Origin of the sequence: Paraburkholderia sp. GAS333, from assembly GCF_050435665.1 — a bacterium.
In the GTDB taxonomy this organism is placed as follows: Bacteria; Pseudomonadota; Gammaproteobacteria; order Burkholderiales; family Burkholderiaceae; genus Paraburkholderia; species Paraburkholderia fungorum_A.
Genome location: NZ_JBNDKS010000001.1, coordinates 1,523,620 through 1,537,691, shown reverse-complemented (window position 1 = coordinate 1,537,691; position 14,072 = coordinate 1,523,620). Strand labels below are relative to the sequence as shown.

The window sequence follows — 14,072 nt, the reverse complement described above, 5'->3', positions numbered from 1 at the left end:
AAGGCCGCGCGTGAAGCGCTGCCGAGGATGATGCAACGATGCTGTTAGAACGATGCCGCGCAGCCGGGTTCGCGACGCGGGCCGCAGTGAAGTTTCAACCGGCTTTTGACGAGCCGCAGAGCCTTCGGGCTCCGGTTGAAACTTCGCTGCTGCCCGCGATCGACCCGACACGCGGCGCAGTTGTCCAGTATAGCGGCGATGCGTGACAGCCTGCATGGGTTTGGGCATCGCGCGCAAAAGTTGGGACGACGGTGCGCGTCAGGCCGGCGTTATGCGGCCGTCGGCGGATAGAACATACGGTTCAGCAGGGTGCGCACCATCGGTGCGAGTTCGCCTGCTGTCAGGCCGGCCGGCCCATGGCCTTGCGCGGTGAGGGTGTCGGCGGCGAGGCCGTGCAGGAACACGCCCGCGAGAGCCGCCTCGTAGCGTGGCAAATGCTGCGCGAGCAATGCGCCGATGATCCCGCCGAGCACGTCGCCGGTGCCGCCGGTGGCGAGCGCCGCGTTGCCGGTCGGGTTGATCGCGAGGCGGCCGTCCGGCGCCGCGACGATCGTGCCTGTCCCTTTCAGAACCACGACGCTCGCAAAGCGCGCGGCCAGCGCGCGGGCCGCGCCGGGGCGGTCGCGCTGCACGGCGGCGGCGTCGCTGCCGAGCAGGCGTGCGGCTTCGAGCGGATGCGGCGTCAGGATGCACGGGTCGCCTTGCACGCCGCGCGCGGTCACTTCTGCGGCCAGCGCGGGATCTTTGGCGATCAGGTTCAGTGCATCGGCATCGAACAGTTTGGGCACGTCGAGCGGCAGCACGTCGTGCATGACGCGCGTCGCCCGCTCGCGGTGCCCCATGCCGCAGCCGACCGCCAGCGCATCCATCGAATCGAGCGGCAGATCGTCGATGGGATGCAGCATCAGTTCGGGATGCGGCGGATCGTAAGGCGGAGCGCCGTCGCCCAGCAGCGCGACATGCACCTTGCCCGCGCCGGCGTAGAGCGCCGCGCGCGACGCGAGGATCGGCGCGCCGCACATCCCCGTATCGCCGCCGACCACCGCGAGGCTGCCGAACGTGCCCTTGTTGGTCGCGAAATCGCGCGGCGGCAGGAACGCGCTGAAAAGCTCGGGCGCGTTCAATTGCACGACCGTGCGCGCGCCAATGTCGACGCCGATCGGCGCGACAGTCACCTGGCCGGCGAGGTCGCGCCCCTGCGCGGTGAACAGACCCGGCTTCGCGCCGATGAAGGTGATCGTGTGAGTCGCGCAGACCGCGACGCCGTCGCCATTGCCGACGACGGTGCCGGTGTCGCTGTCGAGTCCGCTTGGGACGTCGAGCGCGAGAACGCCGCCTTTTCTGGGCCGCGCTTTCGCCCGCTGCGACAACTGCCGCGCGACATTCGCGAATACGCCTTCGAGCGGACGGGTCAGGCCGATGCCGAACATGCCGTCCACGAGCCAGCGGAAGCCGTCCAGCGTTGCAGGCGGTTCCGGTGTGATCGGCACGCCCGCGGCGCGGGCCGTGTCGAGTGCCCAGCGGGCGTCGTCCGGTTTCACGTCGACGGGCATACACAACTCGACGGCGATTCCCGCCCTGTGCAATTCGGCCGCGAGAATCAACGCGTCGCCGCCGTTATTGCCGGGGCCGGCGATCAGCCACACGCGCTGCTTCGATTTTTCGACCGACGTGTCGCGGGTGATCTGCTCATGCAGAAAGCTCGCCGCCGATTGCCCGGCGCGGCCCATCAGCGTGTGCGGGGGCAGTGCGGCTTGAGCTTGCGATTCGGCGATCCGCAGATCCGTCAGCGTCAGCAGGGGCAGCGCCCGATGATGCGGGTTGATGAGGGTAGGCGGCGTGTGTTCGGCGTCTGTCATGGCGGACCTGGCGTTTCGCGTGCTCGTTGCAGCACGCGCAAGCAAAGGAAATCGCTATGTTAGTGCCGATGCGGGCGCGATGCGCGGCTCTTTCCGGCCCGCTTTGGTACGTGCGCGCCATTTGCAGCGGGAATTGCGGGAGCGGTCGTCGCGTGTGCTCGCAAACAGACGCGACCGGACGCAAAAGAACGCAACCGGCGATCATGAAAACCTTGTGGTTCTCATGATCGCCAATACGTTTTCAAGTGGATTTGATGCAGAAGCGACAGGCTTATTGAAACCGTTCTGCCCGCAGTGCGGCCAGCGTATCGGCCGGTAAATCGGACGTCTGGCCTGAAATCAGATCGGCGACCAGCTTGCCCGCTCCGCAAGCGAGGCCCCAGCCCGCCGGACCATGTCCGACATTGACGAACAGACGCGGATGCAGCGCATTGCCGATCACCGGCAAGCCATCCGGCGACAGCAGCTTGACGCCTTCCCACGGCAGCGCCGCCGAAATCCGCGCGGCGCCCGGAATCCAGTCATGCGTGGCCTGGCCGAGCAGCGCCAGCGCCTCTTTCGTGACTGCTTCGCCCAACGGCTTGTCGATCTGGCCGGCGCTTTGCAGCACCGCACCGCCCGCAATCCGCAACCGGTGATTCATCCGGCTGATGCCGATCCGCTTCACTGCGTCGACGATCGCCACATGCGGCGCGCATTCCTCGTGCGCGATCGGCGCGACCAGCGTATGCAGCCGCAGCGGATGCAGCGGCAGCTTCAAACCCAGCGGTTCGAGCAACGACAGGCTGCCATGACCGGCCGCCACGACAATCGCGTCGGCGTGAATCACGTCGACTTCGCGTGAACGGGCGTCCGAACCCGGACGCGGCGCCAGTTCCACCGACGCGCGTTGTCCTTCGAGACGGATCGCCGACACTTCGCAGCCGAGCATGAATTGCACGCCGCCTTGCGCGTCGAGCGTCTGTTTGATGAGTTTGGCGAACAGCGGGCAGTTGGCCGTGCGTTCCTGGTCGAACAGCACGCCGCCGGCGAACTCCGGTTCGGTGCGCACCGAATGCTCGAACGCCGCGCATTCGGCCGGCGTCAGCACGTGATGCGGGACTTCGTACTGGCGCAGCAATTCGAGCGCGGCTTGAGTCTGCTCCCATTCCTGCTGCGAGCGCACCAGATAAAGCACGCCGTTCGACTGTTCGAATTCGAGACCGAAGCGCGATTCGACATCGATCAACGCGTCGCGCGACGCTTCGATCAGCGGACGCAGCAGGCCGAACTGGCGGCTGAACGCGTCCGGTTCCTGCAGCGCGGACAATTGCTTGACGAACTGACGCGCCTGCCCATTGAAGCCGACCTTGCTGATCACGCCGTTGCGGGCGTTCTGGCGGCTCGCCATGAAGGTCGGGCCGAACCAGACGTCGAGCGGCGTGGGCAGGACCGTGCCGCCGTGGCCATAGGTGGCGCCCTGCGCGACGGTGGCGTGGCGCTCGACGACGCAGACCCGGTGACCGGCCGCGCGCAGGTGATAAGCGGTGGCGGCGCCTGCAATTCCGCCGCCAATGACGATGACATCCATGTTCTGATTCGAGTTGCCGGCGGGACGCCGAAGTGGCGTATCCGTTCTGGCGTGACATGCGGCGCTGCCTGGCATGAGCCGGGCTGCTTGCGCCGATCTGGTGAAAGGCCGAATGATAGCAGTCAAACGCAAGGCGCGGCCACGCGGGCGGCGCATCGACGCAGCATCGGCGGATGGACCGAAACCGCACCGTCAGGCCCGCTGGAAGCCTGTTCCCGGGGTATAATCCCGGACTTCCTTTCCGCCTCACGTCGCCTGTATGTTCGAGTCTGCGGCATCGCAGAGCGACGCAACGTCAAGTCCATGGCCCACTTCTCGTGTTTCCCCGGCGCTTCGGCCCTCTCCGATTTCCGTCAAACCCGCCTGCTCGACACGCTCACGCGCATCGATCCGAACATTACGGGCGTGCGCGGTCAATTCCTGCACTTCGTCAACGCTCAAACCCCGCTCTCCGCTGAAGACAACGCGAAGATCGAAGCGCTGATGCACTACGGCGATCCGCTCGAAGAAAGTAAAGAGCGCGGTTCGGTCGAAACTTTCCTCGTGGTGCCGCGTTTCGGCACGGTGTCGCCGTGGGCCAGCAAGGCAACCGACATCGCCCATCTGTGCAACCTCACGCAGGTGCGCCGCATCGAGCGCGGCGTCGAATACACGGTCACGCTGAAAAGCGGTCTGCTGGGCGGCAAGAAGGCGTTGTCGGACGAAGCGCGCGCGGCAGTCGCCGCTGCGCTGCACGACCGCATGACCGAAAGCGTCGCGCCGTCGCGCGAGCACGCGCTGCATCTGTTCGATGAACTGCCGGCCAAGCCGCTGCAAACCGTCGACGTGCTCGGCAACGGCCGTGGCGCGCTGGAAGCGGCGAACACCGAACTGGGCCTCGCGCTCGCGGACGACGAAATCGACTATCTGGTCGATGCGTTCACGAAGCTCGGCCGCAATCCGACCGACGTCGAACTGATGATGTTCGCGCAGGCCAACAGCGAGCACTGCCGTCACAAGATTTTCAACGCCGACTGGACCATCGACGGCGAGAAGCAGGACATCTCGCTGTTCAACATGATCCGCAATACCGAGAAGCTGAATCCGCAAGGCACGATCGTCGCGTATTCGGACAACTCGGCGATCATGGCGGGCGGCATGGCCGAGCGCTGGTTCCCGCGCACGCCGGAGCAACTTGGTGCGAGCGAATTGCCGGAGCACTATCGCCGCAACGTCGAGCTGACGCACACGTTGATGAAGGTCGAAACGCACAATCACCCGACCGCGATCTCGCCGTTCCCGGGCGCTGCGACCGGTGCGGGCGGTGAAATCCGCGACGAAGGCGCGACCGGCCGCGGCGCGCGTCCGAAGGCGGGTCTCGCGGGCTTCACGGTGTCGAATCTGGAATTGCCCGACGGCGTCGAAGCATGGGAAAACGCGCGCGACGCTGCACAGCCGCTCGCCCATCGCAATCCGGACGACAAGTTCGAAGCGTATGGCCGTCCCGACCGCATCGCGTCGCCGTTGCAGATCATGATCGACGGCCCGCTCGGCGGCGCCGCGTTCAACAACGAATTCGGCCGGCCGAATCTGGGTGGCTATTTCCGCGCTTACGAGCAGAACGTCGCGGGCCTGGTGCGCGGTTATCACAAGCCGATCATGATCGCCGGCGGTATCGGCAATATTTCGGACCAGCACACGCATAAGCACGATCTGCCGGAAGGCTCGCTGCTGATTCAGATCGGCGGTCCCGGCATGCGCATCGGCATGGGCGGCGGTGCGGCCAGCTCGATGGCAACCGGCACGAACACCGCCGAACTCGACTTCGATTCGGTGCAGCGTGGCAATCCGGAAATCGAACGCCGTGCGCAGGAAGTCATCAATGCGTGCTGGCAACTCGGCGGAAAGAACCCGATCCTGAGCATTCACGACGTCGGCGCGGGCGGTTTGTCGAACGCGTTCCCGGAAGTGGTGGACGGTGCTAGCAAAGGCGCAGTGTTCAATCTGCGCAGTATTCAACTCGAAGAAAGCGGCTTGTCGCCGCGCGAAATCTGGTCGAACGAAGCGCAGGAACGTTATGTTCTGGCGATCGATCCGGCCGATCTGCCGGCCTTCGAAGCGATGTGCAAACGCGAGCGCTGCCCGTTCGCGGTGATCGGCACGGCAACCGCCGAGCGTCAACTGAAGCTGATCGACTCCGAGCAGAAAGACAACGCTCACGAGCCGGTCGACATGCCGATGGAAGTGCTGCTCGGCAAGGCGCCGCGCATGCATCGCGACGTGAAGCGCGTCGAGCAGAAGCTCGAACCGGTCGACGTCACCCATATCGCTTTGCCGGACGTGGCAGCGAGCGTGCTGCGTCATCCGACGGTGGCGAGCAAGTCGTTCCTGATCACGATCGGCGACCGTTCGGTGGGCGGCACGACCGCGCGCGACCAGATGGTCGGTCCGTGGCAGGTGCCGGTGGCCGACGTCGCGATCACGACGATGGACTACGCGGGTTTCACCGGCGAAGCAATGACGATGGCCGAGCGCGCGCCGCTCGCCGTCATCAATGCACCGGCGTCGGGCCGCATGGCGGTTGGCGAGGCGATCACGAACATTGCAGCGGCGCCGATCGCGTCGCTCGACAAGCTGAAGTTGTCGGCGAACTGGATGGCCGCATGCGGCGCACCGGGCGAAGACGCGGCGCTGTACGACACGGTCAAGGCGATCGGCATGGAACTGTGCCCGGCGCTGGGCATCAGCATTCCGGTCGGCAAAGACTCGTTGTCGATGCGCACCAAGTGGGAAGACCGTGGTGTCGCGAAGGAAGTCGTCGCGCCGGTCTCGCTGGTCATCTCGGCGTTCGCGCCGGTCGAAGACGTGCGCAAGCACCTCACGCCGCAACTGCGCCGTACGAACGGCACGGACGGCGTGGGCGACACCGTGCTGATCGCGATCGACCTCGGCCGCGGCAAGCATCGCCTGGGCGGCAGTATCCTCGCGCAAGTGACGCAGCAGGTCGGCGACACGGTGCCCGACGTCGACGATCCGGAAGACGTGAAGCGCTTCTTCAACGCCATCCAGTCGCTGAACAACGACGGCAAGCTGCTCGCGTACCACGACCGTTCGGACGGCGGCCTGTGGGCGACGGTCTGCGAAATGGCATTCGCGGGTCACGTGGGCGTGTCGCTGAATGTCGACATGCTGGTGCTTGATCCGCATCACGAATCCGATTACGGCGACGCGAAAGACTGGGCGAAGCAGACCAGCGGCCGTCGCGAAGACCGCACGATCCGCGCGCTCTTCAACGAAGAACTTGGTGGCGTGATTCAGGTGCGCGCAGCCGATCGCGACGTGGTGCTCGCCGCGTTGCGCGAACATGGCCTGTCGGCGTGCTCGCACGTGATCGGCAAGATCAACGAACGCGACACGATCGAAATCTATCGCGACGCGAAAAAGATTTATGAAGCGCCGCGCGCCGAATTGCATCGCACGTGGAGCGAGGTGAGCTGGCGTATCGCGCGTCTGCGCGACAACCCGGCTTGTGCCGATGCCGAATACGACACGCTGCTCGACGCGGCAGATCCGGGCATCACGCCGGTCCTGAGCTTCGATCCGGCTGAAGACGTGGCTGCGCCGTTCGTCGGCAAAAGCGCTCGTCCGCGTGTCGCGATTTTGCGCGAACAGGGCGTGAACTCGCACCTCGAAACGGCGTATGCATTCGACCGCGCCGGCTTCGACGCGCACGACGTGCACATGAGCGATCTGCTGTCGGGTCGCGCGAATCTCGCAGACTTCGCCGGCGCGGTGGCCTGCGGCGGCTTCTCGTACGGCGACACGCTGGGTGCAGGCGAAGGCTGGGCGAAAACGATCCGCTTCAATTCGCAACTCGCCGACATGTTCGCCGAATTCTTTGGTCGCGACGACACGTTCGCGCTCGGCATCTGCAACGGCTGCCAGATGATGAGCAGCCTCGCGTCGATGATCCCGGGTGCCGAAGCCTGGCCAAAGTTCACGCGCAACAAGTCGGAGAAATTCGAAGCGCGTTTCTCGCTGGTCGAAGTGCAGGCGTCGCCGTCGATCTTCTTCGCCGGCATGGAAGGTTCGCGCATTCCTGTGGCGATCGCGCACGGCGAAGGTTTCGCAGACTTCTCGCAGCAGGGCGATGCGTCGATGGTCGCGGTGGCAATGCGTTATATCGATCACCGTGGTCAGGCGACCGAGCAGTATCCGTTCAACCCGAACGGTTCGCCGAACGGCATCACGTCGGTCACGACAGGCGACGGCCGCTTCACGGTGCTGATGCCGCACACCGAGCGCGTGCATCGCGCAGTGCAGATGAGCTGGCATCCGGAAGGCTGGGGCGAGGGCAGCACGGACGCAAGCCCGTGGTTGCGCGTGTTCCAGAACGCACGTCGCTGGCTGGGTTGATTTGTGTGGGGCTGCCGCTTCGGGCGGTGGCCTTTATCGCATCAAAAAAGCTGCCTTTGGGCAGCTTTTTTATTTCTGAGCTAATGCCAAAGCTCGAACTGCGATGCACCTGCTTTCGCACCTTCAAGCCCATCAAATTCACGGCAACAAAAAAGCCGCCCAAGGGCGGCTTCTCTGCATTTCAATCTTCATCAACCAAAGCGGTCTCTGAATAATCAGCCGCTTATTGAATCTTCGCGTTCTTACGCAGACCTTCTTCGAACGCTTGCAGCTTTTCCTGCTGGATCTGCTGAACGATCTGTGCACGAACCTGTTCCAGCGGCGGCGGCGTGACAGCACGCACGTCGTCGACACGGATGATGTGCCAGCCGAATTGCGTATGCACCGGCGCGTCGGTCATCTGGCCTTTCTGCAGCTTCTCGGCCGCAGCCGCGAATTCAGGCACATAAGCCTTCGGGTCCGACCAGTCGAGGTCGCCGCCGTTCTTGCCCGATCCCGGGTCCTTCGAGTATTGCTTCGCGAGGTCTTCGAAGCTTGCGCCGGCCTTGATCTTCGCGATCAGGTCCTTAGCCTGCTGCTCGTTGTCGACCAGGATGTGGTGCAGGTGATATTCCTTGCCGCCTGCGTCCTTGATCAGCGAGTTGTAGCGCGCGGTGACTTCGGCGTCGCTCGGCTGGTTGTTCTTCACGAAGTCTTCGATCAGCGCGCGCAGCACGACGGTTTGTTGTGCGACGGCGATCTGCGCCTTGATGTCCGGACGATTCGGCAGGCCGCGGCGCAGCGCTTCCTGCATCAGGATCTGGCGGTTCACCAGTTCTTCGCGCACTGCCATTTGCAGTTGCGGCGTGTTTTGCTGGCCTTGATGGACCAGTTGATCGATCAGTGCATCGGCTTGTGCTTTCGGAATCGGCGTGCCGTTCACGACAGCGATGTTCTGTGCAAATGCAGGTGCGGCCGCAAATGCAGCCAGCAATACCCAAAGGCGGGTTTTCTTCAAGGTCATCGGAAGTTCCTAGCGGGGCAACAAAGCAAATTCTTCGGGCGTGTACGCCGTGATGGCAAGGGCATGAATGCCGCGCTGCATGGCATCGGCCAGCGCATCATACACCATGCGATGCCGTGCTACGCGGGGCTTTCCGGCAAATGCGGCGGCCACGATCGTGACGGTAAAGTGACCGCCCGCCGATGCGCCGGCGTGTCCCGCGTGCTGCGCGCTGTCGTCCGTGATCTGGATCGACGCGGCCGGCGCGAGTGCGGCGGCGAGGCGCGCTTCGATCAACGCGGCGCGCTCGGCGGTGGTGGCGTGCATGAAAACATCGGTCGTCATGTCATTCTTCCTTCATGTACTTCGACAGCCACAAACTCTGTCCGACGATGAACACCAGCAGGCATCCGGTCGCGCCGAACAGCTTGAAATTGACCCACTGATCGGTCGTGTAGTGATACGCGACGAACAGATTGACCAGCCCGAGCAGCACGAAAAACGCTGCCCAGATCAGGCTGAGCTTGCTCCAGATCGCGTGCGGCAGCGTGATCTGCTTGCCCATCATCGCTTCGATCAGGTTCTTGTTGAAGGCCAACTGAGACACCACCAGCGCGACGGAAAACGCCCAGTACAGCACGGTCGGCTTCCACTTGATGAAGGTGTCGTTGTGCAGCACGAGCGTGGCGCCGCCGAACACGGTGACGACGCCCAGGCTCACCCACAGCATCGGGTCGACCTTGCGGTGGCGGAAGGCCACCCACGCGATCTGCACCAGCGTGGCGACGATCGCCACTGCCGTCGCCGTGAAAATGCCCCAGATCTTGAAGGCGACGAAGAACAGGATGATCGGGAACAGATCGAACAGGAATTTCATTATCTGGTCGGGAATTCGGAGAGTGAGTCGGAGAATTGGGTGCGTTTCAAAGCGCCCGGTAGTGTACGCCGCGTGAGACCCGATGCGGCAGCGGCCAGCGATAAATGGTGCCAGGTGCTGCATGCCGTCTGCTGTCTGCCGCCGAAGGTCGGTGCGGTTGCACCAGCCGACGCGGGTTCAGCGGGCCAGTGCCAGCGGCGTTGCGGACCAGACTGGTAAGACACCAGCCCGAATCCGCGTAACCCGCTTGTGAACGGTGTGCAAACTTTTCGCAAGCCGCCCGAAAACGACCCGCAGGCCGCCGCAAGCAAGATGAAGTTTCCGTGGCGGTCGGCCAGCCACGCGCCGCGTTACTTGGGCTCGAATTGTAACGCAGCCGAATTGATGCAGTAACGCAGGCCGGTCGGCGCGGGACCGTCTTCGAACACGTGGCCCAGATGCGCGCCGCAGTTCTTGCATTGCACCTCGATGCGCAGCATGCCGTGCGAGCGGTCGGTTTTCTCGGCGATCACTTCGCCGTCGATCGGCTTGAAGTAGCTCGGCCAGCCGCAACCGGCGTCGAACTTGGTGTCGGATTCGAACAGCGGCGTGCCGCAGCACACGCAATCGTAAATGCCGCGGTCCCAGTGATCGTGATAGCGGCCCGTGAACGGGCGTTCGGTGGCCGCATGGCGCGTCACCTGATATTCGACGTCGGACAGCTGTTTGCGCCATTCGGCGTCGTCTTTCTGCACGGCGGGTGCGTCGGTGTTGAGATCGTCGGGCTTGTTCATGGTCGGGTTCCTGTCTCGGGCTTGTTTTGGGGACGGCTCAATGGCTCAGGCTTCTTTCACATCAGATTCAGGCGTCGGGCGGATTGCGCGCATCACGACGAGCAACTGACTTCCAGCGAACTCGCCCAGTCCGGCGGCAACCCCGCATACGCTTCATTTTCAGGCTGTTCGTCGAACGGACGGCGCAGTACGGCCGCCAGGCGCTCCACTTCGGAAAAATCCTTCTCTTTCGCGCGACGGATCGCCGTTTCCGCCAGGTGATTGCGAAGTACGAATTTGGGGTTCACCGCGTTCATTGCAATGGCGCGCGCGGCGTCGTCACGCGTTTCGTGGGACAGGCGCGCGCGATAGTCGTTCGCCCAGGTGTCGAACGCGGCACGGTCGAGGAACAGGTCGCGCACCGGCGCGTCGCCGCTCGCATCGTGTTTCGACATGCGCGCAAGGTTGCGGAAGGTCAGCGTGAAATCGGCGCGATTCGCGTGCATCACTTCGAAGAGGCGATTGACCAGCGTGTCGTCGCCGTCGCGCGCGGTTTCGAGCCCGAGCTTCGCGCGCATCCGGCGTTCGAGCGCGGGCGCAAAACGGTCCTTGAAGCCGCCGAGCACACGCTGTGCGTCTTCAATCGATTTGTCGCCACGCACGCTTTCTTCGTGCTGTTCGCCGAGCAGCGGCAACAAGCCCTGCGCGAGGCAGAACAGATTCCAGTACGCAATTTGCGGCTGCATCTTGTACGAATAGCGGCCTTGCGAATCGGAGTGATTGCAGATGTAGCCGGCGTCGAAGCCGTCCATGAAACCGAACGGGCCGTAGTCGATCGTCAGACCGAGAATCGACATGTTGTCGGTATTCATCACGCCGTGGCAGAAGCCGACCGCCTGCCACTCGACCATCAGGTCGGCGGTGGAATCGACGGCTTCGCCGAGCAAAGCGAGATAGGGGTCTTCAGCGTCGCGGCAATGCGGATAAAAACGATCGATCACGTGATCGGCGAGCGAGCGCAGCGCGTCGGTCCGGTCGTTCGAATAGAAGTGCTCGAAGTGGCCGAAGCGCACGAAACTCGGCGACACCCGCGTGACCACGGCAGCCGTTTCGAGCGTCTCGCGCCGCACCGGCTGATCGGAGCCGATCACGCACAGCGCGCGCGTGGTCGGAATACCGAGGTGGTGCATCGCCTCCGAACACAGATATTCGCGGATCGACGAGCGCAACACCGCGCGGCCGTCGCCCATCCGCGAATAGGGGGTGCGGCCCGCGCCTTTGAGCTGCAACTCGAAGCGCCGGCCGTCATGTTCGATTTCGCCGAGGCCGAGCGCTCGGCCGTCGCCGAGTTGACCGGCCCACACGCCGAACTGATGACCCGAATACACCGACGCATAAGGCAGCGCGTCGGCGGCCCATTCACGCGTAGCGTTACCGGAAAACAGCTCGGCAAAGCCCGGATCGTTCTGAATGTCTGTGTTCAGACCGAGCAACGCGGCGGTCTCGGCGGAAAAACCGACCATGTACGGCGCGGGTAACGGCGCTGCCGGCAGGCGCGTCAGAAACGTGCTGCCGAGCCGCGCAAATGCGCTGTCGGACGATGTGGTCAACGCGTTGGAAAGATCCGTTACCGCTTCGGATAACCCTGCAATGCTTGGGGAAAACGACATATTGAGCGCCTCTGGATTAACCGATATTGTAAGTCCGCGCCCGCGGAGCTGCTGGCCAGCCTGCCGACGCTGTCGCAACGCGCTGTTGCAACGATCTCTCGCCGGTCTCGAAGCATAGCCCGGCGGCGCATCCCGACACGTCCGCCCAAGTCCTCGCGGCTCCCGGCCCGAATTCCAATCCGATCGAACAGAACACAAGCCAGGAGACCCCGTTTTATGACGACGCCGCTGCTGGGCCAGATGATGGACGTGCCGCTCACCGTGTCCTCGTTGCTCGCGCATGCCGCGCGGCACTTCGGCAGTAGCGAAATCGTGTCGCGGCGCATCGAAGGCGATCTGCATCGTTATACCTACCGCGACTGCGAAAAGCGCGCGAAGCAGCTCGCACAGGCGCTGATCGCGCTGGGCGTCGAACCGGGCGAACGGGTCGCGACGCTCGCGTGGAACGGCTACCGTCATCTGGAAGCGTATTACGGCACGGCCGGTTTCGGCTCCGTATGCCATACGATCAATCCGCGTCTCTTCCCCGATCAGATCGCGTACATCGTCAATCATGCGGACGACGCGTACGTGCTGTTCGACGTCACGTTCGCGCCGCTGGTCGATTGCATCGCGCCGCAATGTCCGAAAGTGCGCGGCTGGATCGCGCTCGCCGACGAAGCGCATCTGCCCGCGATGCAAACGCCGGTGCTCTGCTACGAAACGCTGCTCGACGCGCAGGACGGCCATTTCGACTGGCCGTCCATCGACGAGCGTCAGGCGTCGTACCTTTGCTATACGTCCGGCACCACCGGCAATCCGAAAGGCGCGCTGTACTCGCATCGCTCGACGGTGCTGCACGCGTTCGGCGCCGCATTGCCCGATGCGATGTGCCTGTCCGCGCGCGACGCGATCCTGCCGGTCGTGCCGATGTTCCATGTGAACGCGTGGGGCGCTCCGCACGCCGCGCCGCTGACCGGCGCGAAACTGGTGCTGCCCGGCAAGGATCTCGACGGCAAGTCGCTCTACGAATTGATGGAAAGCGAACGCGTGACGTTTTCGGCGGGCGTGCCGACGGTGTGGCTCGGGCTGCTGAACTACATGCGCGAAGCGGGCGTGAAATTTTCGTCGCTCAATCGCACGGTGATCGGCGGCTCCGCGTGTCCGCCGACCATGCTGCGCACGTTCGAAGACGACTACGGCGTGCAGGTGATCCATGCATGGGGCATGACCGAAATGTCGCCGCTCGGCACGCTGTCCAAACTGACGTGGGAGCAGAGCCAGCGTCCGCTCGCCGAGCAACGCAAATCGCTCGAAAAGCAGGGCCATGTGATCTATGGCGTCGACATGAAAATCGTCGGCGACGATGGGCGCGAATTGCCGTGGGACGGTGTCGCGTTCGGCGATCTGCATGTGCGCGGGCCGTGGGTGATCGACCGTTATTTCCGCAAGGACGAATCGCCGCTGGTGGACGGCTGGTTTCCGACCGGCGATGTCGCGACCATCGACGCCGACAGTTTCCTGCACATCACCGACCGCTCGAAAGACGTCATCAAATCCGGCGGCGAATGGATCAGCTCGATCGACATCGAGAACGTCGCCGTCGCGCATCCGGCCGTGGCCGAGGCGGCGTGCATTGCGTGCGCGCATCCGAAGTGGACCGAGCGTCCGCTGCTGGTGGTGGTCAAGCGTCCGGGCGTCGACGTGACGCGCGAGGAACTGCTCGCGTTCTACGACGGCAAGGTCGCCAAATGGTGGATTCCCGACGACGTCGCGTTCGTCGACGAACTGCCGCACACGGCCACCGGCAAGTTGCAAAAACTGAAGCTGCGCGACATCTTCCGCAATCACGTGTTGCCGTCCGCGCTCGAGGATGAAAAGAACTGTCCGCTTGCCAGGGGAAACCCCGTCTAACGATAAATTGAACGAGCGTGCTTTTTTGTGTATTCTGCCTGCTGACCCCGGACAATCGGAAAGATGGACAATGA

11 protein-coding genes are annotated in these 14,072 nt (G+C 63.9%); 4 read left to right on the top strand and 7 right to left on the bottom strand.

All coding sequences use genetic code 11. From position 1 onward, the window contains the following. Nucleotides 1-269: 269 nt before the first annotated feature. Nucleotides 270-1,859, bottom strand: coding sequence for an NAD(P)H-hydrate dehydratase (locus tag ABH945_RS06835; RefSeq protein ID WP_429250094.1), 1,590 nt, complete (start codon nt 1,857-1,859; stop codon nt 270-272). Here ABH945_RS06835 and ABH945_RS06830 point away from each other — a divergent pair. Beyond that, nucleotides 1,858-2,178 (top strand): hypothetical protein, encoded by a 321-nt coding sequence (locus ABH945_RS06830; RefSeq protein ID WP_429250093.1) that lies wholly within the window; start codon nt 1,858-1,860, stop codon nt 2,176-2,178. The two genes, ABH945_RS06835 and ABH945_RS06830, sit on opposite strands and share 2 nt — an antisense overlap. On the opposite strand, the gene ABH945_RS06825 is transcribed toward ABH945_RS06830, so the two are convergent. Further along, nucleotides 2,131-3,429, bottom strand: coding sequence for an FAD-dependent oxidoreductase (locus ABH945_RS06825; RefSeq protein ID WP_429250092.1), 1,299 nt, complete (start codon nt 3,427-3,429; stop codon nt 2,131-2,133). The genes ABH945_RS06830 and ABH945_RS06825 overlap by 48 nt on opposite strands. A 303-nt stretch (nt 3,430-3,732) precedes the next feature. Between ABH945_RS06825 and purL the strand changes: the two genes are divergently transcribed. After that, nucleotides 3,733-7,824 carry a phosphoribosylformylglycinamidine synthase gene (purL, locus tag ABH945_RS06820; protein ID WP_429250091.1) on the top strand — a complete coding sequence of 1,364 codons (4,092 nt, stop codon included), beginning with the start codon at nt 3,733-3,735 and terminating at the stop codon, nt 7,822-7,824. Then, nucleotides 7,782-8,039, top strand: coding sequence for a hypothetical protein (locus ABH945_RS06815; protein ID WP_143026234.1), 258 nt, complete (start codon nt 7,782-7,784; stop codon nt 8,037-8,039). Before purL ends, ABH945_RS06815 begins: the two co-directional genes overlap by 43 nt. 8 nt (nt 8,040-8,047) lie before the next feature. Here ABH945_RS06815 and ABH945_RS06810 read toward each other — a convergent pair whose 3' ends face one another. From ABH945_RS06810 to ABH945_RS06790, 5 genes are all read right to left on the bottom strand, one after another. Next, nucleotides 8,048-8,827 carry a peptidylprolyl isomerase gene (locus ABH945_RS06810; RefSeq protein WP_074763960.1) on the bottom strand — a complete coding sequence of 260 codons (780 nt, stop codon included), beginning with the start codon at nt 8,825-8,827 and terminating at the stop codon, nt 8,048-8,050. A gap of 9 nt (nt 8,828-8,836) precedes the next feature. Further along, nucleotides 8,837-9,151: a BolA family protein gene (locus ABH945_RS06805; protein WP_429250090.1), complete on the bottom strand. Its 315-nt coding sequence runs from the start codon at nt 9,149-9,151 to the stop codon at nt 8,837-8,839. A 1-nt stretch (nt 9,152) separates the two neighbouring features. After that, nucleotides 9,153-9,683 carry a septation protein A gene (locus ABH945_RS06800; RefSeq protein WP_074763962.1) on the bottom strand — a complete coding sequence of 177 codons (531 nt, stop codon included), beginning with the start codon at nt 9,681-9,683 and terminating at the stop codon, nt 9,153-9,155. A gap of 350 nt (nt 9,684-10,033) precedes the next feature. Next, nucleotides 10,034-10,456 (bottom strand): peptide-methionine (R)-S-oxide reductase MsrB, encoded by a 423-nt coding sequence (gene msrB, locus ABH945_RS06795; protein ID WP_074763963.1) that lies wholly within the window; start codon nt 10,454-10,456, stop codon nt 10,034-10,036. Nucleotides 10,457-10,548: 92 nt separating this feature from the next. Next, on the bottom strand, nt 10,549-12,105 hold the full coding sequence (locus tag ABH945_RS06790) for a protein adenylyltransferase SelO (RefSeq protein WP_429250089.1): 1,557 nt from the start codon (nt 12,103-12,105) through the stop codon (nt 10,549-10,551). A 216-nt stretch (nt 12,106-12,321) separates the two neighbouring features. Here ABH945_RS06790 and ABH945_RS06785 point away from each other — a divergent pair, with 216 nt between their 5' ends. After that, nucleotides 12,322-13,998 carry a 3-(methylthio)propionyl-CoA ligase gene (locus ABH945_RS06785; RefSeq protein WP_429250088.1) on the top strand — a complete coding sequence of 559 codons (1,677 nt, stop codon included), beginning with the start codon at nt 12,322-12,324 and terminating at the stop codon, nt 13,996-13,998. Nucleotides 13,999-14,072 lie beyond the last annotated feature (74 nt).